Here is a 24109-nt window from a genome sequence, read left to right on the forward strand (position 1 = left end):
GACATGCCGATGGGGACGGTGACGGTCAGCGGCCGGGCGACCGCGCCGTTAACGGTCAGCGTGCGGCGAGTGACCGGAAACTGCTGCTCGACCGCCCGGGCAATATTCAGCACCGTTTGCACGTTATTGACGACCACGCCGACGCTGGCAGGCAGCGCAGCCGGGGCGACCCGACGACCGGTTGCCATCCAGATAGTCAGCACCTCATCGCCCGCAGGATAAACATCCGGCAGGATATGCAGGCGGATACCGTCTGGCAGCAGTGGGGTGAGGGCGTCGATGGCCCGGCGGTATTTTTCTTTCAGGGCTATCACCCCTTCGCGTGCGCCGGTTGCCGTCATCGCGTACTGCACGCCGCGGACAAGACGCGCGGCCTGCTGCCACATCAGTTGCTGGTCAACTTTGAGCATCGGTTCACACTCGGCGGCGTTCACCAGAAAAATCTCTACCTGCGCCTGTAGTTTGACGTGAGCGGGAAAACCTGCGCCGCCCGCACCGACAACGCCCGCTACGCGAACGCGCTCGCGAATTTCATCAGCGCTATGAGACATTTCAACGACGTTGACGGCGGTACTCATAGCAGTTCCTCCAGCAGTTCCCGAATGGCTTCGGCATTGGCCGGGCGCGGGTTAGTGCGCAGCGTAACGTCCGCCAGCGCAGCCTGCACCATCGCCGGAATGCGTGCGGAAAAGTCGGATCTTCCTTCTTTAAGCGCAACGGCCAGTGAGGGAAGGGCACAGCGTTGCTTAAGCAGTTCGATTTGCTGAATCAGCGCATTGATCGCCGCAACGTCATTGGCTTCTGCCGGGCAAAAACCGCAGGCTTTGGCCAGCCGCGCGTAGCGTTTGGCGGCGCGCGGGTCACCCGCGTTAAAGCGGATCACCGTCGTGAGCAGCAGCGCATTGGCCAGCCCGTGCGGCAGATGAAACTGTCCGCCAAGCTGGTGGGCGATAGCGTGGTTAAGCCCCAGTCCCGCCTGGCTGAAGGCCATCCCGGCGAGCGTTGAGGCGTTATGCATTTTCCCGCGCGTCGCCACGCAGTCGCCTTTTTCCACCGCCGTGGGCAGATACTGGAACACCAGTTTGGCGGCTTTTTCCGCCAGCGCGTCGGTAAAGTCGCTGGCGTGCGGTGACACCCAGGCCTCCAGGGCGTGGGTCAGCACGTCCATACCGGTGTTGGCGGTAATCTGCGGCGGTACGCTGACCACCAGCTCCGGGTCAAGGATCGCCATATCCGGATACAGCGCATTGTTGAACAGCGGGTACTTGATGCCTTTATCCGGGTCGCTAATTACGCAGGCGCTGGTGACTTCCGAACCGGTGCCGCTGGTGGTCGGGATCGCCACGCAGGTTTCGATGTTGATCCCGCTCTGCTGGCTAAACCAGACAATCGCTTTCGCCGCGTCCATTGCCGAGCCGCCGCCAAAACCGATCACCACCTGCGGCTGCAGGGCCTGCATTTGCGCAATGCCCTGAACCACTGTGTGGATGGTGGGGTCCGGCGTTATCTCGCTAAATACGCTGATGCGGTTATCTGCGGGCAGCGCGTTACGCAGGGTATCCAGCAGCGGAGAGCGCGCCAGAAAACCATCGCAGATTATCCAGATGTGCTTATTGGTAAAGCGCTTGAGCACCGCCAGGCTGCCCTGACCGCTGTACAACCGCGTTTGTAGTGAGAAGGTATTCATCGCGACCTCAGTTAGCGAATAGAAAAGCCGTTGGTCAGCACGCAGCGCCGGGAGCGGGCAAAAGTACGCGCTGACGTGGTTCCTTCACCGGTTGGCGTGGCGATAGTGAAGGTGGTAAAGCCTTCGCCGCCGACGCCGATCCCGGCATAAGAGGGGCCGTTTTTGACGAATATCGAGGTTTGCAGGGTTCGGGCCGCGAGGTTCAGGCGCGACACGTTCTGCGAGTGCATAATGGCGGTGTGATGCAGCCCCTCTTCAACCTTCAGCGCCAGCGCCAGCGCGCTATCGAAATCGCTGACTTTCACCACCGGCAGCATCGGCATCAACTGTTCGCTGGTGACCCACGGATCGTCAGCGTTAACCAGCGCAATCAGCAGACGCGGCGCTTTTGCCGGGACAGCGATCCCGGCGGCTTCCAGCATGGCCGATGGGCTCTTGCCGACCAGTTTTTTATTCGCCTGGCCTTCAGGCAGGCAGACGGCGCGGAGTTTGTCGGTATCGGCAGGGCTTAGCAACAGCGCGCCGAAGGTTTGCATTTGCTGCACCAGACGCTCGGCGACGCTCTCCACTACGATCAGGCTCTTCTCGGCAATGCAGGGCAGGTTGTAATCGAATGACGCGCCGTTGATGATATCTTCCGCCGCTTTCACCAGGTCTGCCGTTTCATCGACGATGCAGGGCGGGTTACCCGCGCCAGCGCCAATCACCTTCTTACCGCTCTTCATGCCCATTGCCACAATGCCCGGGCCGCCGGTAATGGCCATTACTGCGATTCGCGGGTGGGCCATCATCTGCTGGGTCGCTTCGAAGGTGGGTTCAGCTACAGTCACCACCAGATTGCGGATGCCGCAGCAGCGGAAGGCAATCTCTTCAATTAGGCTAATCAGCTTCAGAGAGACCTTTTTCGCTCCCGGATGTGGGCTAAAGTAGACGCTGTTGCCCGCCGCCAACATGCTGATGCTGTTATTGATGATGGTTTCCGTCGGGTTGGTGCTTGGGGCGACCGAACCGATAACGCCAAACGGCGAGTATTCAAAGAGTACCATGCCGCCGTCACCGGTCAGCGCGGTGGTGGTGAGGTCTTCTACGCCCGGCGTGTTGTCCAGCGCAGCCTTGTTTTTGAGGAATTTATCTTCTTTGTTGCCCATTCCCGTTTCATTGGCGCTCTCCTCTGCCAGAGCAGCCAGCAGCGGCGTCAGCTCCTGACGCATCGCGCTGATAATGGCGCTGCGGGTTTTTAGCGGGCACTGCTGATAACGTAAGAACGCCTGGTGCGCGGCATCGATGGCCTCGCTCACGGACTGGAAAATCCCTTTGCCCTGAGGCTGGGCCGGCGTTTGCGCTGGCGTGGTTAATTGCTCGCTAAGAATGGTGCGAATCAGGGTTTCGAGTTCAGAAGTATTCATTGATGTGTTCCCACGTTAATAGCCGCGATGGCGGTCTGTGCTATGTCCATGTCCTGCTCAACGCTGCCGCCGCTGATGCCAAGACCCCCAATTAATATGCCGTCGCGCCATAGGGCGTAACCGCCGCCAAAGGTGACCACTTTTCCCTGTAAATGACTTTCCAGGCCATAAAGCGCGGCGCCCGGCTGAACGACATCGCTCAGCTCATGGGTCGCCGTTTTCATAGCAACAGCGGTCCATGCCTTTTTCGGCGCCAGTTCGCTGCTGACCAGCAGGGCGTCCGGCATCCGCCAGGTCACAGTTTCCGTGCCGTGCGCGTCAACGATGCTGACGACTACCGGAACCTGCAGTTGCTGCGCGCGTTCAACGGCGGCGCGGGTGAGCTGGTGCAGATCGTGGAATGAGAGGGCCACGGGCGTTGTCTCCTTGCTGCGGGTCGGCTGGCTGGCAGCCAGATAGCGCTTGCTAACTTCACGGATGATGTTGGCCTGGTGCGCATCGCTATCTTCCGCGCGGGCCAGGGCGTACAGGCAGTCCGATAAGCGGTTGATGTAGCGCATCAGCACCTGGCGTACGTTGACTTCAGTTGCCAGTTCAACCAGACGGCGTTCGGCGCGGCGCGCCAGCGTGCGGGCAAAATGTAAGCGGCTCGCGGCTTCGCAGCGTCCGGGTAAAATAAAGCTGTGCAGCGGTTCGACGCGGGCCATTGCCCGATCGATAGCGGCTTCCAGGGCCGAAATCTCTTCGCTGCTGATGTAGCGCTGTTTGGGCGACGGCTGCTCGCTGTCGCTGGCCAGCTCTGCGCTAAACCAAAAAAGTTGCTGCTGGATGGCCTCGAGTAAGGTGCGGTGATTTTCATCCGCAGCGGCGCAGGCGCACAGGCTCAGCGCGGCGTTCAGCTCATCCAGCGTGCCGTAGGCTTCAACCCGCGGGTGGGTTTTGCTCACCCGCTGGCCGGTAAACAGTGATGTGGTGCCAGCGTCACCTGTTCGGGTATAAATCGCCATAACCGCCCCTTAACGCGAAAGCGTATCTACAATGCCGACAACGGCGAGGTCGATGGCCTCATTTGGCCCGGAAAAAACGTGCCTGGCGCTGGAGCCGCCGCTGAGCAAAACCAGTTCGCCGACGCCCGCGCCGACGGAGTCCACGGCCACTTCATCGCCGGAGGTAGGCGAGGCGGGGAGTTCGCCATCGGCGCTGACCCGACGCACCAGCAGCAGCTTTTTCCCAATCAAAGAAGGTGATTTTTGCGTGGAGACAACCGCGCCCGTGACTCGTGCCAGATGCATGATTTACTCCTGCTTAATTAATTGAATATTCCGCGCATTGGCCGCGTCACACGCCATGGCGGTCACGATGCATTTGCGGTGGACAACCACTCGCCCCCGGCTTAGCAGCGCGACATCGCGATAGCTCAGTACCGAACCCGCATGCAGAACCAGCAGCAGTCCGTGCTCGTCGGTGAATACCAGCGGCAGACGAGCCAGTTTTTTTACCGGGATAACCGGCAGCAACTGGCTGTGCAGGCTGAGCTGTATGCGGATGCCAAACGCCAGCGCGTCGTGAATTTTCCGGGCTGCGGCATCGTCGGTTTCTGCATCCGCAAGCTGACCGAGCAGCGGCAGGTCGACGAGCAGGATGCGCAGCGACGCGTGCTGACAGAACAGTGCTGGACAGTCGGCATCGCGAAGTTGCGTAACGCTCAGCGTCGCCGTGCTCTGGGCACGGCGCTGCAGCCGGGAGACAATCTCCTCGACAATGCGCTGCAGAGTTTCGCCGTTCATCGCGGGCCTACCAGCCGGGCAAAGGCCTGCGGGTTATCGGCACCAGCGGCGTTGGCTTCATCGGTATCAATGTGCATTTCGAGGCGCATGTCCGGTGAAACGCGAATCGCCACGTTGTTGAGAATCAGCCCGCGATCGTCGCCTTCAATCGCCACTGAAACCATATCGCCGTGGGAAACCCGCAGGATCAGCGCATCAAGCGGCGACATATGGATATGCCGCTGCGCGACGATAACCCCGGAAGGCAGCTCCAGTTCGGCAAAGGGGCTGACCAGGCGGATGCCCGGCGTCCCCTTCAGGTTGCCGGACATTCTCAGCGGCGCGGCAATCCCCAGCGTTCTCGCATCGGTACGCGAAATTTCCACCTGGCTTACCGAGCGCAGCGGACCGAGCAGGCGCACATTTTTGAGCTGCCCTTTCGGTCCCACCAGAGTGACGGTTTGCTCCGCGGCGTATTGTCCCGGCTGCAGCAGCGCTTTTTTCTCGCTGATGGGATGGCCGGGAAACAGCCGCTCATAATCCTGTGCGGACAGGTGGATATGACGGTTTGAGACGCCCAGCGGGATAGGCCGCTGGCGCATCTCATCAAGAACTTTACTGACCGTTGATTGCAGAAGCTCTTTATCCATTACGCTTCACCTCGCTTACCGGGATGAATGCAAAGCGTGCGAGGTTCGCCCTTCTGGCGAGGACATTTTGGATCCAGACACAGGTTGCAACTGACCAGTTCTGATTCCTGCGGGGCCTCTTCTGCTGGCGCTTCAGAAACGACATCAGCTATCTCTGACTCTTCAGGCTCAGGTTCAATGACGGAGGGTGGGGGCGTCTCTGCGAGCAGGATCCCTTCTCCGGGCCTGGCGATAACCTTGTGGGCCACCAGGCCATTCCGCTGTTCAGCGAAATGCGCACCGGTGGTGATAGCCGCCTGAACGGAGGCCACATCACCGGTAATTTTAATCACCATCCAGCCTGAACCATTGGTCTTTTCGAGGGCGAGCAGCGTGATAGAAGCGGATTTCGCCATGATATCGGCGCAGCTGATAGCCAGTGCCAGACCACAAACTTCAAGTAATCCCAGTGATTGCTTCATGCGGTGCTCCTTATTTGCCATCGATTAGGCTGATTTCGGTAAAATGGCCTCAACATCGCTGTGCGGACGCGGGATAACGTGGCAGGATTTCACTTCACCCACGACGCTTGCCGCCGCGCTGCCTGCATCTACGGCTGCTTTAACCGCGCCGACATCGCCGCGAACCATGACGGTAACCAGGCCAGAACCAATTTTTTCGTAGCCCACCAGCTGTACGTTGGCGGATTTAACCATTGCGTCGGCGGCTTCAATGGCGCCGACCAGCCCTTTTGTTTCAACCAGTCCCAGTGCGTTATTCATACTGCCGTTCTCCTGTGATTAAGCATGGAGATCCCGAAAAGGGATCCCTTTGACCAGCCGTGCCGCGTTATTACCGGTGTTGCGTTGGGCCTGACTGTCCTGATGATGCATCAGCGTAAAAAGCGGCGCGGATGCGGGTAAATTCTTGTAGTGCACGACCAGCGTGCGCCGATCGCAGGCAATGCCGACCAGCAGCGGCGAGCTGCGCGCCGCCTGCCAGGCGCTGTCAACGACGTCTCCAACTGGGTGATGTTGAACCAGAAAAGGGATGCCTTCCTCTTCGATACCCAGCAGCACTTCGTGCCAGAGGCTGGCGCAGTCGTTGATAACGGTAATGACGATGGCCGGGGCGCTGTGATTACTGTCCATATGCAAATTCCTTGTGCCAGGAGAGAATCAGGCCGGTGGCTACCGCGTTTCTTGGGCCTTCGCTACCGCGAATATTTCCTCGCCCGGCGACCAGGCGGTAGTGCGCCAGCGCATCGGTGACCAGTTGCGGAACTTCGAAATCCAGCGACGAGCCGCCGACCAGCACCACGAACGGAATATCGCGAATGTTGCCGGTTGGACTGACCTGGCGCAGCGCGCGCAGGGCGTTGGTGACAAAGACGCGTTCTTTAGCACTGCGGCGAATGGCGCGCACTTTTTCCAGCGCTAAGTCGCCGGGAAGCGGCACCAGTTCGTCCGGTTTCACCACGCAGACGCGGGCGAACACGGCGGGAGGCAGCGGCGTCGGGAAGAACTGGACGCTGCCGTCCTCGTGGCGTAAGTGGAACAGGCTTTCGACCTTAGCCAGCGGGTATTTTTTGATCTCTTCCGCCAGATAGCGGTCTTCCAGCCCCAGTTCGCGGGCAATAATCATCGTCACCATGTCGCCAGCTCCGGCGAGGTGAGTGGCGATAATTTCGCCTTTAGGGTTAATGATGGAGGCATCGGTAGAGCCCGCGCCGAGGTCAAGGATCGCCAGCGGTCGGGTGGTACCTGGCGTGGTCAGCGCGCCCAGAATGGCGGCTTCAGCCTCAGCGCCGCCGATCTGCACGTCGATATTAAGCTTCTGTTCGATTTCGCGGGCAATCATTGCCATTTGCAGACGGTCTGATTTCACCATCGAGGCGATGCCGACGGCCTGCTCCAGCGAGAACTCCCCGGCCAGCCCGCCGGTGACGCTCACCGGAACTGAGGTGTCAACGGCCAGAAGATCCTGAATGAAAATCTCGCTGCTGGGCTTATTGGTTAGCTCGGCCATGGTCTGGCGTACGTGCTCCAGCATGCCGCCGATATTGGTCCCGGCCTCGCCGGTGACGTTGTCGAGCTTGCCGCAGCCGTCCACCGCTTTCATGATAGCTTCGGCACCGGCGGCAACATCCACGCGCACGGTACGACCCTGAGCCTGCAGCTCCAGGTTACCGGCGGGTATTGCGCGCGCTTTGACGTCGCCGGATGGCGTTTTAACCACCACGGCGGAACGGTTGCCGATCAGCGCGCGCGCCATCGGGACGATGTTTTTTGTCTCATCGGCGTTGAGATTAAATACGGTGGCGATACCGTAAGGGTTAGAGAGGGTTTCGATAACCTTCCCCGGCACGGCGACTTCAATCGCCGCCAGCATCCCCAGCGGAATGCGGTCGATGTACAGAACTTCATCGACAATCGGTAGCGATTTTTCCAGCCGGTTGCTGACCAGTACGCCATCGTCGCGCTGCAAAATGACGCCGGTAATCTGGTATCCGGCGCGCATTGAGGCGTTGATAACATTGGCGATATCGGCAAAATCAAAGGCTGACGATACCACCAGAATATAGGACGAGTCCGCCGGGCGGGTTAACAGCTCCTCCGGCGTAATCGTGATACCCACACCAAGGCCTACTCCGCCCGGCGTTTTTGGGTTATGGCCAATCATTGTCGATTCGGTGATGATGGTTTCGGTAATGGTTTCCATCGCCACATCGCCAATCACCGGCGTGGCTTCGTTAATGCGGATGAGCGAAATATCGCTGACATTGATCCCCGCGCGCTTTGCGACGAGGGCGAGCGCTTCCTGAATGCCGAACACGTTACGCAACGTGCCTTTGATCCCGGTGGTTTCCGCCAGCGCGCTGTGCGTAATCGTCAGTGCGCCAGTCTCATCTTGCCGCGCCAGTGCGACTTCCGTTGATGAGTTACCGATGTCAATGCCAGCTATATATCGCATTGTCTACCCCTAAAGCTAATCGTCGCCTTTGAGTTTTTTACGCTCAACGTACAGCCCTGCCGCTTCACGAACGAAAGCTGCGCAAATCTTTGCCTGATAACGGTTTTCGAGATCGTCGGCGATAGCGAGCAGCTCTTCTTTCGTTGAACGATACGGACGAAGGGCGTTGTAGATTTCAAGAATGCGATCGTCCGGTACCGCGGTCAGTTCGGCGGCGCGTTCGAAGTTCATCGCCAGCCGGTCGCGGCCCGCATCTTTGGCGATAGACGCCTGTAAGCGCAGGGTTTCCGGGGTAATACGCATATCCTGAGCGGTGACTTTATTGCTCAGCACGTTTTCCAGCGTAAAGTCGTCCAGCGTTTTATTGGTGGCGGTTTTCACCCATTCCGGGTGTTTGTTCGCCAGCGGGTAGTCGCTGACCTTTGCGCTGCGGGACGTGCCGCCTGCCGCAGGAGCCGCTGCTGGCGCATCGCCCTGCAAGCTGTTCATGCGGCTCAATACGTCCCGGACCATCGATTCAATTGCGTCGGTATTCATGGAGTTATCCTTTATCAAAGCGCCACGCGCAGTTCCTGCGGGTTTTTGCCCGTCACGACGTACTTGGTCTCTTTAATGTGCAAAATGGCCGACTTTGCCTGGTACTTCGGGCGTGCCATCTGGTCATTGAGCGTAGGGACCGGCTGCGGTGATTCGCGTTTCGCATAGCGGGCGGCGTTTTTACCAATCTGACGGTAGGTTTCCAGCGTCAGCAGCGGCGCCTGCGGGAACAGCTCCAGGTTAGAGAGCGGCGGTAGCCCCTGCTGGTGGATAACCGTAGTACCTTTCGACTGGATGCCGATGGAGATGCCGGAGCCACTCAGGCGGTTACCTTCCACGGCGACGAACGCCACGTCGGAAGATTTAAAGCAGCGAATCACGCGCGCCTTGATGCCTTCTTCTTCAATACCGGCAATGACTTCGCGCAGAATGCTCTTATGCGGTAAGCCGACGATATTGACGGTTTGCGCCAGGCCAAATGCCGGGCCGACGGCGATAATGACTTCGTCCTGCTGAGTACTCTGGCGCGCTTCGCCCACTTCGGTCAGAAAGCCGTCGCCCGCAGGCGCAGCGGTTTGTGGTGCAGCGGAGGCCGCAGGCGCATTAAACGAGACGGGTTTATCGCTGCCCTTCATATCGCGGAGCACGTCTTCAATTATCTGGCGCAGCAATTTTTCATTAATTTCCATTTCTCACCCCTTAATCAATCTCGTTGGGATCAAGAGCGCCAGGGATGTTTTTAATCTCTTCCCAGCGTTCTCCCTGCAGGCGATAACCTGTTGCCGGACCGGCATAGTCATTGACGTCATTAACCGCAGAGAGCACTTGTCCGTCGCCGACGATAATGGCGGAGGTGTGCAAATAGTCGCCGGTTAGCTTGGCTTTCTGGATGTTGAGCATGTCCTGGGCCACGTCGGTAAACCCGCCCTGCGCCAGCGCTTTCACCACTTCCAGACCGTTGCGGTTTTTATTGATGATTTCCTGGGCGAACTTGATGTCTTCGACGATGTTACGCTCCGGCATATCTTTCGAACCGTGGGCATAGGTCGCAGCTTCAACTTCTTCATCGGTAATCGGCGGTAGTCCCATTCCGGCAAACACGGCCTGCAGCGCGCGGGCGGCTTTGTTACGGATGGCGATAACGTCCTCTTCGCGAACCGGGCGCAGACCGCCGTCCACTTTCAGGTCACGCTGGATAACGTTGTAGTCGTCAAAATCTTCCGCATCTTCGTTGGAACCGGCGAACATGTTGTCGTAGTTCGGCACCGCGGAATAACCAGAGGAGATAAAGTCGGTACCCGGCAGGAACTGCATCAGCAGGCGCGCGGTACGACGCATATCGGAGTGGGTGAAGGTCTGGTCGTTACTGGAGGCGCATTCCAGATCCAGTGACGAGCAGATCAGGTTTTCCGCCAGCACGGCACGAATGCCTGACGGCACGGCAGACGGTACGCCGATGCAGCTTACGGAGCCGTTTTGCAGTCCCTGAACGCCCGCGGCTTTGGTGATATAGATGCAGCGCGCTTCCAGATACAGCATGGATTTGCCTTCGGCATAGCCCATCTGCACTTCGGATCCGGAGCCGGAGGTGAAGCGCATTTTCAGGCCGCGAGAGGCGTAGGAAGAGGCTAAGAAGCCCTTCGACCATGGGGTATCGTCACCGTCGGTGAAGACCGGCTCGGTGCCGTAAACGGAGATGGTTTCGGCGTAGCAGGTGTGGCCCAGCATGCCGAGCTTCAGCTCGGTGGCTTCTTCCAGGGAGCACTGCGTCAGTACGCCCGGACGACCAACCTGAGAGCCGACCAACAGCGCGATGGCGTTGAACGGCGCGTAGCGTGCTACCGCAACCGTGGTTTCTTGTTCGTCAAACCCGCGCCATGCGCCTTCGGCGGCGTCGGCGGCGATTTGCACCGGGTTATCCTTGACGTTGGTGACGTGTGCCTGCTGAGACGGCGTGCGGCGAGCGCGCATTTTCTGCATCGACATCATCATTTCGACGACGTTCATATGCGAAACCACTTCAACAATTTTCGCTGGGGTCATCGCGGTGGTTAGCGGGACGATTTCGCTGCGCTTGACGTTCGGATCGCAGAGCATGTTAGCCAGCTTGACCGAATCCATCGCCATCACTTCTTCGGCGCGGTTCAGGTTGATGCCGTAACGAGCGATAAAGTGGTCGATCAGGTCGAATTCGCTAACCGGTTTTCCGTCCAGCTCGGTTACCGCGCCGTTAACGATTTTTATCGACGGTTTTGGGTCGTTCGGGCTTTCCATCGCGATAAAGCCTTCTTCGATCCACTCCTTAACGAAGCCGTCCTGATTCACAGGGCGTTTCGCCAGTGCTTCAAATCTTTTCGATCTCATGAATCAGCCTCGTGGGTATCAGATGTAGGACGGGCGATCGTTTTTCGGTTCAGAACCGAGGGTCGCAAGGACGGTTTTGCCGATTTCGCGGGCGGAGGTCACCGCCTGACGGACCGCGCCGGAGTCGCCGGAAATCACCAGAATGGCTTCGTTACTAAAGCTGGTGCCGTGCGCCGGAGAGCTGTACGCCACGACTTCAACGTTGGCTGACTTCAGCGCGGTATCGGCCATCAGTACGCCGACGGAAGCCGGAGCGCCGACGATGACGCCGCAGGCACGGCCAATCGGCGCGCCGAACGCTTTTTCCAGCGCGTAGCTGGCGCGAGCGGTGTACTGCAGTTCGATATGTCCGGCTTCGTTGCCGTAAACATCACCGAAGGTGCGGTCCAGTTCTTTCAGCGCGACTTCGATACCGCGCTTGACGTCGGACACGTCGTTGCCGCCTAAAATAATCAGCGAACCGTGGCCCGCGCCGCCTTTGGTATCGCGCGGCAACTCAATGCTGACTACTTCGGTATTGGTGGCTTTCACCGCTTCGTCCGCCGCCATAATGTGCGGGCCTGCGCCGGTGCGGGCGCCGAGAATGCCGATGGAGCGATAGCGCTTCTCAAGCTTCATCGCATCCAGCAGGGCGGTATCGACGTTAGCGATAACCAGGCCAAGGGTGTCGCCAATGGCGGTCCCGACAAATTCCGTTAAACTGCAGCTTTTTTCTGCCATAGCCGTCTCTCGTATAGGTTGGGGTTGACCAGGGATGGCCTGTTGTTCCGGCGTTGCCACACGGGCAATCACCTGCGCCATGATCTGTTCCACCAGCTCATTGCTGCTCATTGGCTAATTCCCTTCGGTAAGATTTTTTCTACATCGGTGTGAGGGCGTGGGATGACGTGTACGGCTTTCACTTCACCCACGTTGCGTGCGGCTGCGGCACCTGCATCGGTGGCCGCTTTGACCGCGCCAACATCGCCGCGCACAATGACGGTTACCAGCCCGGAGCCAATCTTTTCATAGCCCACTAACATCACATTGGCTGACTTAACCATTGCATCAGCGGCCTCTATGGCTGCGGTTAAGCCTTTGGTTTCTACCATTCCTAGTGCTTCTTGTTGCATAAAGACCTCGCATGGAGTGTTCCGATAGTGGGGACTATAAGAAGATGCGAGGAAAAAGAATGGCTGACTTGCTATTGAATATCAGAAAATAATGGGAAAGCAATGTGACTAAATTGCTTTTTGTTTTTATAACTCATTGATTATTAAAATTTAATTTATTGTCATTTATATGATTATTTTGTTTTTAATATTTCATTTTTACATTTTTGTTAGTGACGGGGGTATTTTTATTTGATATGGCGAAAGACGCAAAATGTGATGCTTATTCGAAATTGATAAGTTGGCTTGTGCAATATTTTATTATTTCCACAGGCGTATTTTATAGCTCAAATTTCCCGTGTGATGGGCTGATAAAAATATCGGAAAAGCAAAATTTTGCTATCGCAACACGATTTTTCCGGAAGGCAGGCCCGCAGGTTGCCAACAATTTACAGGCGGTACTTTTTATAGTGAGGTTAGCTGTACTCTACCGCCAGCCGAAACTTGCGCTGGCCAGGACACGAACTTTGCTCAGAAGGTGTCACATGAATGATTCTCTAAAGGCGCAATGTGGTGCGGAATTTTTAGGCACCGGACTCTTTTTGTTTTTTGGTATCGGTTGTTTGAGCGCGCTCAAAGTCGCAGGCGCCAGCCTCGGATTATGGGAGATTTGCATTATTTGGGGGCTTGGGATTTCACTGGCCGTTTACCTTACGGCCGGGATCTCAGGTGGACATCTTAACCCTGCGGTGACGATTGCGCTGTGGCTGTTTGCCTGCTTCCCCAAACAGAAAGTATTGCCTTATATTATTGCCCAGTTTGCCGGCGCTTTCGGTGGCGCTCTGCTGGCGTATGTGCTTTATAGTAGCCTTTTTACTGAATTTGAGACTGCGCATCATATGGTGCGCGGTAGCGTCGAAAGTTTGCAATTAGCCAGTATTTTCAGTACCTATCCGGCCGCAGCGCTAAATGTATGGCAGGCTGCGTTGGTGGAAGTGATCATTACGTCGATTCTGATGGGCATGATCATGGCATTGACGGATGATGGCAATGGCATTCCTAAAGGGCCGCTTGCGCCTTTGCTTATTGGGATACTGGTTGCCGTTATCGGCGCGTCTACTGGACCCCTTACCGGTTTTGCAATGAACCCGGCGCGTGATTTCGGTCCCAAACTGTTCACATGGTTAGCGGGGTGGGGGAACATGGCGATGAGCGGTGGGCGAGAGATCCCTTATTTTATCGTGCCGATTGTCGCGCCTGTTATCGGCGCCTGTGCCGGAGCAGCCATATATCGCTATTTTATTGGTAAGAATTTACCTTGTAACCGCTGTGAACTGTAAGAAAATGCGAACCAGATTCACAGCAATGATGTATCGTAAAAACAGGTGAGATAATTTCGTGATCTGCTTTCACGAACTGATCAAAACGTCTCCCAGCAATGGGAGACTTTTGATATTGTCATTGTACTTTTTATCAGGGCCAGGATAATGCTAATAAAAAGTGAATGTAAATAATGTGTTTTGTTTATAACAATAAATTAACTGAGGGGTTTTATCATGATTTCTGCGAGCGCTCTGAACTCAGAACTCATTAATAAAATCGCACAGGATTTTGCACAAGCCACCGGTCTGGCGGTTGTGGTTGTCAATATTCATGGTGATGAAATATCTGAGCTATTCAATTTCACGCCGTTTTGTCAGTTGATGCGGCAACATCCCCAACATAGTACACGTTGTCGTATGAGCGATCGCTGCGGGGGGCTGGAGGCATCGAAGTCCGACCAACCCTGTATTTATCGTTGTCATGCCGGACTAACGGATTTTTCTATTCCGCTGGTAATCGCAGGGCATTTAGTTGGCTTTGTTTTATGCGGGCAGGTTCGATTAAGTAATGACGTGGGGCTGGTAGATATTCTTAATGTCGACGATCGCTGGCAGGCTGACCCTGAGCTCTTGAATGAATTTCGGAATGTGCCAGAAATGGACTATTCACGCGTTATCGCTTCCGCCGATCTTCTTAAACTGATTGTTGAGAATTGCCTGAAAAAACAGCTCAATTTCGTGGTTATCAAAGACAATCCCCAGCAATCGGAGGCGAATAAAGCCGCTCGTGGTCCCACTCCGCATGACAGTAAAATGAAAAAAGCGCTTCGCTATATTGATGCGCATTTGTCCGACGATCTTCGTCTTGAGGATGTCGCCTCACATGTCTATCTCAGCCCCTATTACTTCAGTAAGCTATTCAAAAAATATCAGGGAATCGGATTTAATGCGTGGGTGAATCGGCAGAGAATGGTTAGCGCCAGAGAATTGCTTTGCCATAGTGACTGGAGTATTGCCAGTATTGCGCGTAATTTAGGCTTTTCGCAAACCAGCTATTTTTGCAAAGTCTTCCGCCAGACCTATCAGGTTACGCCGCAGGCTTATCGCCAGCAGATAAATGAGAACTCTCATCCTCCATCGATATAAATAGCAATATTTTGCTATTGCCGATTTTTGATAGTGTTTTGTATCTTAATCATTTCAGAAAGAAAATTTATCTGGTGTAACAATAAATTGTCATAGCGCAACAAAATAATAAAATTTAGGGCATAAACTGCACCAGTTTTTATTTTTGTGATGAAGTACAGTGTCAGGAAAGATAAGTTTTATTACGCTTTGTCGATACGTTTTATCGTCAATATACCGGTAAGGATGAGTAGATTAACGTCAGATGAGCAACCGTTCAGGCTATTGCTCACAGAAATGTAAAACGTAGTACATTATTAATTGCCGTTATGGGTGTGCCGTACAGCCATAACGTAAACCAACAGGTTTGCCACATTTGTGGTAGGGAAGGGGGTGAAAATCCCCCGCAGCCCCCGCTGCTGTGATGCTGACGACCCCGTAAAGACCACTGATCGCAAGATTGGGAAGGACGGGCGAGGAGGACGCTAAGCCAGAAGACCTGCCTGTCGGTGATAACCAACAACTTCGGTGGGAAGTGGGTTGCGAAGACGCGTACAGTCGAAAGACTGAACATGCGCGTACCTGTATACCCCTACCACCCTGAACAGGATCAGGGTAATGGCGGCAAGGCATCACGCATTTATTCTTGCAGGCACAGGAAGCGGTTGCGGCAAAACCACGGTGACGCTTGGTTTGTTGAGGCTGCTGCAAAAACGCGCGCTGCGCGTACAGCCGTTTAAAGTTGGGCCAGATTACCTTGATACCGGCTGGCATACCGCTATCTGTGGCGTGGCGTCCCGTAATCTTGACAGTTTCATGCTTCCTCCTCCTGTTCTCAACGCCTTATTTTGCGAACAAATGCGGCAGGCGGATATCGCTGTCATTGAAGGCGTCATGGGGCTGTATGACGGCTATGGCGTCGACCCCAATTATTGCAGCACTGCCGCAATGGCGAAACAGCTTGGTTGCCCGATCATCCTACTGGTGGACGGCAAGGCTGTTTCAACGTCGCTTGCGGCTACCGTTATGGGATTTCAGCACTTAGACCCGACCCTCAACCTCGCGGGCGTGATTGTGAATCGCGTCGCTAGCGACGCCCACTATCAGCTCCTCAAAAATGCCATTGAGCATTATTGCTCACTGCCGGTACTGGGGTATGTCCCTCCTTGCGACGGCGTCGCATTACCTGAACGCCACCTGGGGTTGATTACTGCCAGAGAATCCCTCGTCAATCAGCAATCATGGCATGATTTTGCCGCCACGCTGGAACAAACAGTGGATGTGGATGCGCTACTCTCGCTGAGCGTGTTATCAGCGCTTCCGACGGGAATGTGGCCTGAGCGCCCCGATAACACAGCGGGGGCAGGGCTGACGCTTGCTCTGGCGGATGATGAGGCCTTTAACTTTTATTATCCCGATAACATCGATTTGCTGGAGCGTGCCGGCGTTAACATTGTACGTTTTAGCCCACTGCATGACCGCGCATTGCCTGATTGCCAGATGATCTGGCTGGGCGGTGGATATCCTGAATTATACGCCGCAGAGCTGGCGGCAAATACGGCGATGTTAAAACATTTGCGGGCGGCGCATCAGCGCGGCGTGGCGATTTACGCGGAGTGTGGCGGTCTGATGTATTTGGGGAGCACTCTGGAGGATAGCGGTGGGGAAATTCATCAGATGGCGAATATTATCCCCGGTCACAGCAAAATGGGTAAGCGACTTACCCGCTTTGGCTACTGTGAGGCGCAGGCTATGCAGCCAACGCTATTGGCGGTGCCTGGCGAGATAGTGCGCGGCCATGAATTTCACTACTCAGATTTTATTCCCGAAACCCCCGCCGTTATGGCCTGTCGTAAGGTTCGCGATGGCCGCGTGTTACAGGAATGGACTGGCGGCTGGCAGACAGGCAACACGTTTGCCAGCTATCTGCACGTCCATTTCGCCCAGCGTCCGGAAATGTTGCAGCACTGGCTGGCGGCGGCGAGGCGCGTATTATGACGATTCTTGCCTGGTGTATCGCCTGGGTGCTGGATTTTATCATCGGCGACCCTCAACACTGGCCCCATCCGGTACGCTGGATAGGTCGTTTAATCACGTTTGTGCAGCGTATTGTGCGTCGCTATTGTCCCGGCGATAAAGCGCTGCGGATTGGCGGCGGCGTAATGTGGGTTGTGGTTGTCGGGGCGACCTGGGGCGTGGCATGGGGCGTACTGGCGCTGGCGCAGCGGATTCACCCCTGGTTTGGCTGGAGCGTCGAAGTCTGGATGATCTTTACCACGCTGGCCGGACGCTCTCTGGCCCGCGCCGCGCAGGAGGTTGAACGACCGTTGCGGGAGAACGACCTTGCGGAAAGCCGAATAAAACTCTCCTGGATCGTCGGGCGCGATACGTCGCAACTTCAGCCAGCGCAGATCAATCGCGCCGTGGTGGAAACGGTTGCAGAAAACACCGTTGACGGCATTATCGCGCCGCTCTTTTTCCTCTTTCTCGGCGGCGCGCCGCTGGCGATGGCCTACAAAGCCGTCAATACCCTGGATTCAATGGTGGGCTACAAACATGAAAAATACCGGGCGATTGGTATGGTCAGCGCCCGTATGGACGACGTAGCGAACTATCTTCCCGCCCGCCTGAGCTGGCTGTTGCTGGGCATTGCGGCAGGACTGTGTCGCCTGAGTGGTTGGCGTGCGCTGCGTATTGGCTGGCGTGACCGTTATAACCACAGTAGCCCAAATTGCGCCTGGTCGGAAGCGTGTGTGGCCGGCGCCTTAGGTATCCAGCTCGGTGGCCCAAATAACTACTTTGGCGAGCGTGTGGACAAGCCCTGGATCGGCGACGCGCAGCGCGATATTTCCGTGGACGATATTTCCCGAACGATTCGATTAATGTGGGTCGCTTCAACCCTGGCGCTGGCGCTGTTTATTGTAGCGCGGTGCGGGTTATCTGGCGTGGCCTGAGGACGACAGTATGCATTATATCCAGCAGCCCCAAACCATTGAGGCCAACAGTTTCACCATTATTAGCGACATTATTCGCGAAACGCGTCCTGATTACCGTTTCGCCAGTCCGCTCCATGAGGCCATTATCAAGCGGGTTATTCATACCACCGCCGATTTCGACTGGCTGGACATTTTGTGGTTCTCTGCCGATGCGCTGGAGCAGCTTTGTGATGCGCTACGCCATCCGTGCATTATTTATACCGATACCACGATGGCGCTGTCCGGCATTAATAAAAGATTACTGGCGACGTTTGGCGGCGAGTGTCGCTGTTATATCAGCGATCCGCGCGTGGTGCGCGCCGCAAAAACGCAGGGGATTACCCGTTCAATGGCCGCCGTCGATATCGCTATCGCCGAGGAGGAGAAAAACAAACTCTTTGTTTTCGGTAATGCGCCGACGGCCCTGTTCCGTTTGCTTGAACATAACGTGAAGGTGAGCGGCGTGGTGGGCGTACCGGTAGGCTTTGTCGGCGCGGCGGAGTCCAAAGAGGCGCTCACCCATAGCCATTTCCCCGCGGTTGCCGCGTTAGGGCGGAAAGGCGGCAGTAACGTGGCTGCCGCTATCGTCAATGCGCTGCTCTATCACCTCCGGGAGGCCTGATGAGCGAGCTTTCTTTTGACGCGCCGGTCTGGCACCACGGTAAAGCGTTACGTAAAGGATATACCACTGGTTCCTGCGCGACGGCGGCGGCAAAAGTCGCCGCGCTGATGGTATTGCGTCAACATCTGATTCATCAGGTCTCCATCGTCACGCCGTCGGGCGTCACGCTATGCCTGAACGTGGAGTCGCCGCACATTGAAGGCCAGCAGGCGATAGCCGCAATTCGTAAAGATGGCGGCGATGACGTGGATGCCACGCACGGAATGCTGATTTTTGCCCGCGTTACGCTCAACGACAGCGGTGAGATTACGCTTACTGGCGGCGAAGGTATTGGTACGGTAACGCGTAAAGGGATTGGACTACCGCTCGGGAGCGCCGCCATCAATCGTACGCCACGCCATACCATTGAGTCTGCGGTGCGCGAAGCGATAGGCCCGGCGCGTGGGGCCGATGTGGATATTTTTGCCCCGGAAGGCGAAGTGCGGGCGCAAAAAACGTATAACTCGCGGCTTGGCATTCTTGGCGGCATTTCCATTATTGGCACTACCGGCATTGTGACGCCGATGTCGGAAGAAAGCTGGAAACGCTCGCTATCGCTGGAGCTGGAGATCAAACGGGCGTCAGGATTAACGCGGGTGATACTCGTGCCGGGCAACCACGGCGAACGGTTTGTTCGCGAACAAATGGGCGTCGACACACAGGCGGTCGTCACCATGAGCAATTTTGTCGGCTACATGATTGAAGAGGCGGTACGGCTGGGATTTTGCCAGATAGTGCTGGTGGGGCATCCTGGAAAATTGATCAAAATCGCCGCCGGGATCTTTCATACCCATAGCCATATTGCTGATGCGCGCATGGAAACGCTGGTCGCGCATTTAGCTTTACTGGGCGCGCCGCTGGAGTTACTCACCCTGGTTGGCGATTGCGATACCACCGAAGCGGCAATGGAGCACATTGAAGCATATGGCTTCGGGCATATCTATAACCATCTTGCCAGGCGTATTTGTTTACGAGTCATGCAGATGTTGCGTTTTACCAAAACGCCGCCTGTCTGCGACGCCATCCTGTTTTCTTTTGATAACCATATTCTCGGCAGTAATCGTCCCGTCGACGAGATTGCTAAGGAGCTGCAATGCTAACGGTCGTGGGAATGGGGCCCGCCGGACAGCATTTGATGACGCCTGCGGCGCTGGAAGCGATAGACCACGCCGATGCGCTGGCAGGCGGTAAACGCCATTTGGCGCAGTTTCCGGCGTTTGGCGGCGAACGGTTTACGCTGGGCGCGGATATTGGCGCGTTGTTGTCCTGGATTGCCGCCCGTTGGGATAAAGGGATCGTGGTGCTGGCCTCCGGCGATCCGCTGTTTTATGGCATCGGTACACGCCTGGTGGCGCATTTTGGTATCGAACAGGTTCGCATTATCCCTGGCATCAGCGCCGTACAGTATCTGTGCGCACAGACTGGAATTGATATGAATGACATGTGGTTGACCAGTAGCCACGGTCGTTGCGTCAGCTTCGAGCAGTTGGCGAGCCATCGCAAAGTGGCGATGGTCACGGATGCCCGCTGCGGGCCGCGAGAAATCGCGCGGGAACTGGTCGCGCGGGGCAAAGGGCATCGCTTAATGGTGATTGGTGAAAATCTGGCGATGGAAAATGAGCGGATCCACTGGCTACCCGTCAGTGCGGTCAACGCCGACTATGAAATGAATGCAGTGGTGATCCTGGATGAAAGATGAGCTTTTTCTGCGCGGCGAGAACGTGCCAATGACCAAAGAGGCGGTACGGGCGCTGGTACTGTCGAAACTTGAGCTCCACCGCGCCAGTCACCTGATTGACGTCGGGGCGGGAACGGGAAGCGTCTCAATTGAAGCGGCGCTGCAATTTCCTTCGTTGCAGGTGACGGCTATCGAGCGTAATCCTGCCGCGCTACGGCTGCTTGATGAGAATCGTCAGCGCTTTGCCTGCAGCAATATCGATATTCTCCCCGGCGAAGCGCCAATGACCATAACCGGGAAAGCCGATGCGGTGTTTATGGGCGGCAGCGACGGGCATCTGACGGCGCTGATTGACTGGGCGATGGGCCATCTGCATCCCGGTGGCCGTCTGGTGATGACCTTTATCTTGCAGGAAAACCTTCATAGCGCGCTGGCGCATCTTGCGCACATCGGCGCATGTCGAATGGACTGTGTACAGCTTCAGCTTTCATCGTTAACGCCGCTGGGGGCGGGACACTATTTCAAACCGAACAATCCTGTTTTTGTTATCGCCTGTCAGAAGGAAGAAAACCATGTCAGAGACATTTGATCCACGCTGTGTATGGTTCGTCGGCGCCGGGCCGGGCGATCGCGAGCTGATCACGCTTAAAGGCTACCGCCTGCTGCAACAGGCGCAGGTAGTTATCTATGCCGGTTCGCTGATCAATACCGAACTGCTGGATTACTGCCCCGCGCAGGCAGAACGCTACGACAGCGCCGAACTGCATCTTGAGCAGATTATCGAGCTGATGGCTGCGGGCGTGAAAGCGGGAAAAACGGTGGTGCGGTTGCAAACGGGCGATGTCTCGCTGTACGGCTCCGTACGTGAGCAAGGCGAAGAGTTAACCCGCCGTGGTATCGACTGGCAGGTAGTGCCTGGCGTCAGCGCGTTTCTCGGCGCTGCGGCGGAGCTGGGTGTGGAGTATACCGTACCGGAGGTATCGCAGAGTCTCATTATTACCCGTCTGGAAGGGCGTACGCCAGTACCGGCGCGCGAACAACTGGAGGCGTTCGCCAGTCACCAGACGTCAATGGCGATTTATCTCTCCGTTCAGCGTATTCATCGGGTGGCGGAACGTCTCATTGCCGGCGGTTATCCGGCAACTACGCCTGTCGCGGTCATCTATAAGGCTACCTGGCCGGAAAGCCAGACCGTTCGCGGCACGTTAGCGGATATTAGCGACAAAGTACGTGATGCTGGCATCCGTAAGACGGCGCTAATCCTGGTCGGGAATTTTCTGGGTAAGGAGTATCACTACTCAAGACTTTATGCAGCGGACTTTAGCCATGAATACCGTAAAGCCTGAATCCATTGCGTTGTTTTGCCTGACGCCCGGCGGCGTGGCGCTGGCAAAGAGACTCGCCGCGATGCTGCCGTTAACCTGCTTTACCAGTGAAAAACTGCGGGAAGAGGGATTTATTCCCTTCGATGGCGGATTCGCTACTACCGCCCGGCAGGCTTTTACCACTTATACCGCGCTTATTTTTATCGGCGCGACCGGCATTGCCGTTCGTGTCCTGGCGCCGTTAGTGAACGACAAGTTCAGCGATCCGGCGGTGGTCGTCATTGATGAACGTGGTCAGCATGTCATTAGCCTGCTTTCCGGTCATGCGGGCGGGGCCAATGCCTTGACGCGCTATCTGGCAGGAATGTTAGGCGCCGATCCGGTGATTACCACGGCAACGGATGTCAATGAGATGTCCGCGTTGGACACCTTAGCTTTCCAGCTTAACGCCCGCATGTCCGATCTTCGAACGGCGGTAAAAACCGTTAACCAGATGTTGGTCAGTCATCAACGGGTGGGGTTATGGTGGGATGCCGAACTAACGGAAGAGATCGGCCAGTGCGATATTCGCGGTTTTATCCCTGTTGATGATTTGCAGCGGTTGCCTGAACTGGATGCGCTTATCTGCGTCTCTTTGCGTAATGACCTCCCTGAGCTTCCCGTACTGCACTGGAAACTGGTGCCCCAGCGTGTGGTGGCGGGAATTGGCTGTCGCCGCGATACGCCATTTCCCCTGTTAGCGACATTACTGGCGCGCCAGCTTGAAGCGCAGAAACTCGATCCGCTGGCGTTAAAAGCGATTGGCAGCGTCACGCTCAAAAAAGGGGAGCCGGGGCTTATTCAGCTCGCCTCCTGCTGCCGCGTGCCTTTTAAAACCTTTACCGCCGAAGCGTTGCGCGAATTCGAACACCATTTTCCCGGTTCTGGCTTCGTCAGAAAAACGGTGGGCGTTGGCAGCGTATCCGGCCCGGCTGCGTGGTTATTAAGCCAGGGACAATTGTTAGGCGAAACCCTGCGCGAACAGGGCGTCACTATTACTTTGGGAGTTTCACACTGATGTTAAGCGTAATCGGAATTGGCCCTGGCTCACAGTCAATGATGACCATGGAAGCGATTGAGGCGTTACAGGCGGCGGAAATCGTCGTCGGTTATAAAACCTACACCCACCTGGTGAAAGCCTTTACCGGCGATAAGCAGGTGATCAAAACCGGGATGTGCAAAGAGATTGAACGCTGCCAGGCGGCGATTGAGCTGGCGCAGGCCGGGCATAACGTGGCGCTGATTAGCAGCGGCGACGCCGGTATTTACGGCATGGCGGGACTGGTGCTGGAGCTGGTGAGCAAGCAGAAGCTGGATGTAGAGGTTCGCCTTATTCCGGGGATGACCGCCAGTATCGCAGCCGCCTCGCTGCTGGGTGCGCCGCTGATGCACGACTTCTGTCATATCAGCCTCAGCGACCTGCTGACGCCGTGGCCGGTGATTGAAAAACGCATTGTTGCCGCAGGCGAAGCCGACTTCGTTATCTGTTTTTACAACCCGCGCAGCCGCGGCCGCGAAGGGCATCTGGCGCGCGCGTTTGACCTACTTGCCGCCAGTAAAAGCGCGCAAACGCCGGTTGGCGTGGTGAAATCCGCCGGACGTAAGAAAGAGGAAAAATGGCTGACTACGCTCGGCGATATGGATTTTGAACCGGTAGATATGACCAGTCTGGTCATCGTCGGTAATAAAACGACCTATGTTCAGGATGGGCTGATGATAACGCCGCGAGGTTACACGTTGTGAATGAGGGGGATGTGCTGGTGGTGGGCGGCACCAGCGATGCGCGCGCGTTATGCCGACAACTGGATGCGGCGAACGTCGCGTACACCTTATCTGTGGCGACGCCAGCCGGAAAAGCGCTGGCGGGCGACATTAAAGGACAGGTGCGCTGTGGTCGTCTGGAGTACGGGCAGATGGTCGCCTGGCTAAAAGAAAACCGTACTCGCTGGGTAATAGATGCATCGCATCCTTATGCAGAAATGGTCAGCCATAACCTTCTTCGCGCCTGTGAAACGGCAGGCGTGTTGTTAAGTCGCTATCAGCGTCCGGAGCAGCTTAGCAATCTGACACATCCGCTTCTCTATACGGCGCGCAGTATTGCCGATGCCTGCGAGATAGCGAGTCGTTTTGGTCCGCGCGTGTTACTGACGACCGGCAGTAAAGATCTGGCCGTCTGGCGTGCCGGGCTGGCGGAAAAAACGTTGTTGGCGCGCGTACTGCCCGTGGCGGAGGTGATTCAACGCTGCAGCGAACTGGGGTTCGGCGTTGGAGAAATTTTCGCACTGTGCGGGCCGTTCAGCGCTGATTTTAACGCCGCGTTTTACCACCAGTGCCGGGCCGACGTAGTCATTACCAAAGCGTCCGGCGCGGAGGGGGGATATCAGGAAAAAGTTCAGCCCTGTCTGGATGCGGGCATTCCCTGCATCGTTATTGCGCGCCCGACGCCGCTTGTGACGGGTGATGAGTTACTGGAAAGCCAGGCCGCCTTTGCGCAGCGTTTATCGCGCTGGCTGGCCGCAGCTAAGGAGTAA

General features: G+C 56.3%; 27 protein-coding genes, 1 pseudogene and 1 riboswitch. Of the genes and pseudogenes, 12 read left to right on the forward strand and 16 right to left on the reverse strand.

Annotated elements, in window-relative coordinates; genetic code table 11:
* The 16 genes and pseudogenes from pduS to pduA all read right to left on the reverse strand — a co-directional run.
* Positions 1-578: pseudogene (gene pduS / locus ACLD4K_RS18415) on the reverse strand (cobalamin reductase PduS); the annotation flags it as partial.
* A complete protein-coding gene (gene pduQ, locus ACLD4K_RS18420) occupies positions 575-1687 on the reverse strand; it encodes a 1-propanol dehydrogenase PduQ (protein WP_001091454.1) in 1113 nt (370 codons plus the stop codon). The pseudogene pduS and the gene pduQ, both read right to left, overlap by 4 nt.
* 11 nt (positions 1688-1698) lie before the next feature.
* Positions 1699-3093 (reverse strand): CoA-acylating propionaldehyde dehydrogenase PduP, encoded by a 1395-nt coding sequence (pduP, locus tag ACLD4K_RS18425; protein ID WP_411012296.1) that lies wholly within the window; start codon positions 3091-3093, stop codon positions 1699-1701.
* Positions 3090-4100 (reverse strand): two-domain cob(I)yrinic acid a,c-diamide adenosyltransferase PduO, encoded by a 1011-nt coding sequence (gene pduO / locus ACLD4K_RS18430; RefSeq protein WP_001029486.1) that lies wholly within the window; start codon positions 4098-4100, stop codon positions 3090-3092. Before pduO ends, pduP begins: the two co-directional genes overlap by 4 nt.
* Before the next feature lie 9 nt (positions 4101-4109).
* On the reverse strand, positions 4110-4385 hold the full coding sequence (pduN, locus tag ACLD4K_RS18435) for a propanediol utilization microcompartment protein PduN (RefSeq protein ID WP_000549825.1): 276 nt from the start codon (positions 4383-4385) through the stop codon (positions 4110-4112).
* 3 nt (positions 4386-4388) lie between these two features.
* Entirely contained in the window at positions 4389-4880 is a 492-nt protein-coding gene (gene pduM, locus ACLD4K_RS18440; protein ID WP_411012297.1) for a propanediol utilization microcompartment protein PduM, read from the reverse strand.
* Entirely contained in the window at positions 4877-5509 is a 633-nt protein-coding gene (locus tag ACLD4K_RS18445; protein WP_411012298.1) for a phosphate propanoyltransferase, read from the reverse strand. Before ACLD4K_RS18445 ends, pduM begins: the two co-directional genes overlap by 4 nt.
* Entirely contained in the window at positions 5509-5991 is a 483-nt protein-coding gene (pduK, locus tag ACLD4K_RS18450) for a propanediol utilization microcompartment protein PduK (protein ID WP_411012299.1), read from the reverse strand. The genes ACLD4K_RS18445 and pduK overlap by 1 nt, the downstream gene beginning before the upstream one ends.
* A gap of 3 nt (positions 5992-5994) precedes the next feature.
* Positions 5995-6270 (reverse strand): propanediol utilization microcompartment protein PduJ, encoded by a 276-nt coding sequence (gene pduJ, locus ACLD4K_RS18455; RefSeq protein ID WP_001057755.1) that lies wholly within the window; start codon positions 6268-6270, stop codon positions 5995-5997.
* Positions 6271-6288: 18 nt separating this feature from the next.
* A complete protein-coding gene (pduH, locus tag ACLD4K_RS18460) occupies positions 6289-6639 on the reverse strand; it encodes a propanediol dehydratase reactivase beta subunit PduH (RefSeq protein ID WP_411012300.1) in 351 nt (116 codons plus the stop codon).
* Positions 6629-8461: a propanediol dehydratase reactivase alpha subunit PduG gene (gene pduG, locus ACLD4K_RS18465; RefSeq protein ID WP_001268884.1), complete on the reverse strand. Its 1833-nt coding sequence runs from the start codon at positions 8459-8461 to the stop codon at positions 6629-6631. The genes pduH and pduG overlap by 11 nt, the downstream gene beginning before the upstream one ends.
* 15 nt (positions 8462-8476) lie before the next feature.
* Entirely contained in the window at positions 8477-8998 is a 522-nt protein-coding gene (pduE, locus tag ACLD4K_RS18470; protein ID WP_001090597.1) for a propanediol dehydratase small subunit PduE, read from the reverse strand.
* A gap of 14 nt (positions 8999-9012) precedes the next feature.
* A complete protein-coding gene (gene pduD, locus ACLD4K_RS18475; protein ID WP_411012301.1) occupies positions 9013-9687 on the reverse strand; it encodes a propanediol dehydratase medium subunit PduD in 675 nt (224 codons plus the stop codon).
* 10 nt (positions 9688-9697) lie between these two features.
* On the reverse strand, positions 9698-11362 hold the full coding sequence (gene pduC, locus ACLD4K_RS18480) for a propanediol dehydratase large subunit PduC (protein ID WP_001256899.1): 1665 nt from the start codon (positions 11360-11362) through the stop codon (positions 9698-9700).
* Between the two features lie 18 nt (positions 11363-11380).
* The gene (gene pduB, locus ACLD4K_RS18485; protein ID WP_000097500.1) at positions 11381-12193 is read right to left on the reverse strand and encodes a propanediol utilization microcompartment protein PduB; all 813 of its coding nucleotides are present in this window, start codon (positions 12191-12193) and stop codon (positions 11381-11383) included.
* Positions 12190-12474, reverse strand: a complete 285-nt coding sequence (gene pduA / locus ACLD4K_RS18490) for a propanediol utilization microcompartment protein PduA (protein WP_001183618.1) — start codon at positions 12472-12474, stop codon at positions 12190-12192. The genes pduB and pduA overlap by 4 nt, the downstream gene beginning before the upstream one ends.
* Before the next feature lie 524 nt (positions 12475-12998).
* On the opposite strand from pduA, the gene pduF reads away from it, so the two are divergent.
* From pduF to ACLD4K_RS18550, 12 genes are all read left to right on the forward strand, one after another.
* Positions 12999-13793 (forward strand): propanediol diffusion facilitator PduF, encoded by a 795-nt coding sequence (pduF, locus tag ACLD4K_RS18495; RefSeq protein WP_411012315.1) that lies wholly within the window; start codon positions 12999-13001, stop codon positions 13791-13793.
* Positions 13794-14009: 216 nt separating this feature from the next.
* Complete coding sequence (gene pocR, locus ACLD4K_RS18500) at positions 14010-14921, forward strand: transcriptional regulator PocR (RefSeq protein ID WP_411012302.1); 912 nt, start codon at positions 14010-14012, stop codon at positions 14919-14921.
* A gap of 325 nt (positions 14922-15246) precedes the next feature.
* Positions 15247-15422: riboswitch (cobalamin riboswitch) on the forward strand.
* A 96-nt stretch (positions 15423-15518) separates the two neighbouring features.
* The gene (locus ACLD4K_RS18505) at positions 15519-16898 is read left to right on the forward strand and encodes a cobyrinate a,c-diamide synthase (protein ID WP_411012303.1); all 1380 of its coding nucleotides are present in this window, start codon (positions 15519-15521) and stop codon (positions 16896-16898) included.
* Positions 16895-17854: an adenosylcobinamide-phosphate synthase CbiB gene (gene cbiB, locus ACLD4K_RS18510; RefSeq protein ID WP_000153655.1), complete on the forward strand. Its 960-nt coding sequence runs from the start codon at positions 16895-16897 to the stop codon at positions 17852-17854. The genes ACLD4K_RS18505 and cbiB overlap by 4 nt, the downstream gene beginning before the upstream one ends.
* Before the next feature lie 10 nt (positions 17855-17864).
* Complete coding sequence (locus ACLD4K_RS18515) at positions 17865-18497, forward strand: cobalt-precorrin-8 methylmutase (protein ID WP_000558986.1); 633 nt, start codon at positions 17865-17867, stop codon at positions 18495-18497.
* Positions 18497-19636, forward strand: a complete 1140-nt coding sequence (gene cbiD / locus ACLD4K_RS18520) for a cobalt-precorrin-5B (C(1))-methyltransferase CbiD (RefSeq protein ID WP_411012304.1) — start codon at positions 18497-18499, stop codon at positions 19634-19636. Before ACLD4K_RS18515 ends, cbiD begins: the two co-directional genes overlap by 1 nt.
* Positions 19630-20235, forward strand: a complete 606-nt coding sequence (locus ACLD4K_RS18525) for a cobalt-precorrin-7 (C(5))-methyltransferase (protein WP_411012305.1) — start codon at positions 19630-19632, stop codon at positions 20233-20235. Before cbiD ends, ACLD4K_RS18525 begins: the two co-directional genes overlap by 7 nt.
* Complete coding sequence (locus ACLD4K_RS18530; protein ID WP_411012306.1) at positions 20225-20803, forward strand: decarboxylating cobalt-precorrin-6B (C(15))-methyltransferase; 579 nt, start codon at positions 20225-20227, stop codon at positions 20801-20803. Before ACLD4K_RS18525 ends, ACLD4K_RS18530 begins: the two co-directional genes overlap by 11 nt.
* Positions 20787-21560, forward strand: a complete 774-nt coding sequence (locus ACLD4K_RS18535) for a cobalt-precorrin-4 methyltransferase (RefSeq protein WP_000004870.1) — start codon at positions 20787-20789, stop codon at positions 21558-21560. Before ACLD4K_RS18530 ends, ACLD4K_RS18535 begins: the two co-directional genes overlap by 17 nt.
* Positions 21541-22596, forward strand: a complete 1056-nt coding sequence (gene cbiG / locus ACLD4K_RS18540) for a cobalt-precorrin 5A hydrolase (RefSeq protein ID WP_411012307.1) — start codon at positions 21541-21543, stop codon at positions 22594-22596. The genes ACLD4K_RS18535 and cbiG overlap by 20 nt, the downstream gene beginning before the upstream one ends.
* Positions 22596-23321, forward strand: a complete 726-nt coding sequence (locus tag ACLD4K_RS18545; RefSeq protein ID WP_017441819.1) for a precorrin-3B C(17)-methyltransferase — start codon at positions 22596-22598, stop codon at positions 23319-23321. Before cbiG ends, ACLD4K_RS18545 begins: the two co-directional genes overlap by 1 nt.
* Positions 23318-24109 carry a cobalt-precorrin-6A reductase gene (locus ACLD4K_RS18550; protein ID WP_411012308.1) on the forward strand — a complete coding sequence of 264 codons (792 nt, stop codon included), beginning with the start codon at positions 23318-23320 and terminating at the stop codon, positions 24107-24109. The genes ACLD4K_RS18545 and ACLD4K_RS18550 overlap by 4 nt, the downstream gene beginning before the upstream one ends.

The organism is Salmonella sp. 741265055_HSA, assembly GCF_046569525.1.
GTDB lineage: Bacteria > Pseudomonadota > Gammaproteobacteria > Enterobacterales > Enterobacteriaceae > Salmonella > Salmonella enterica.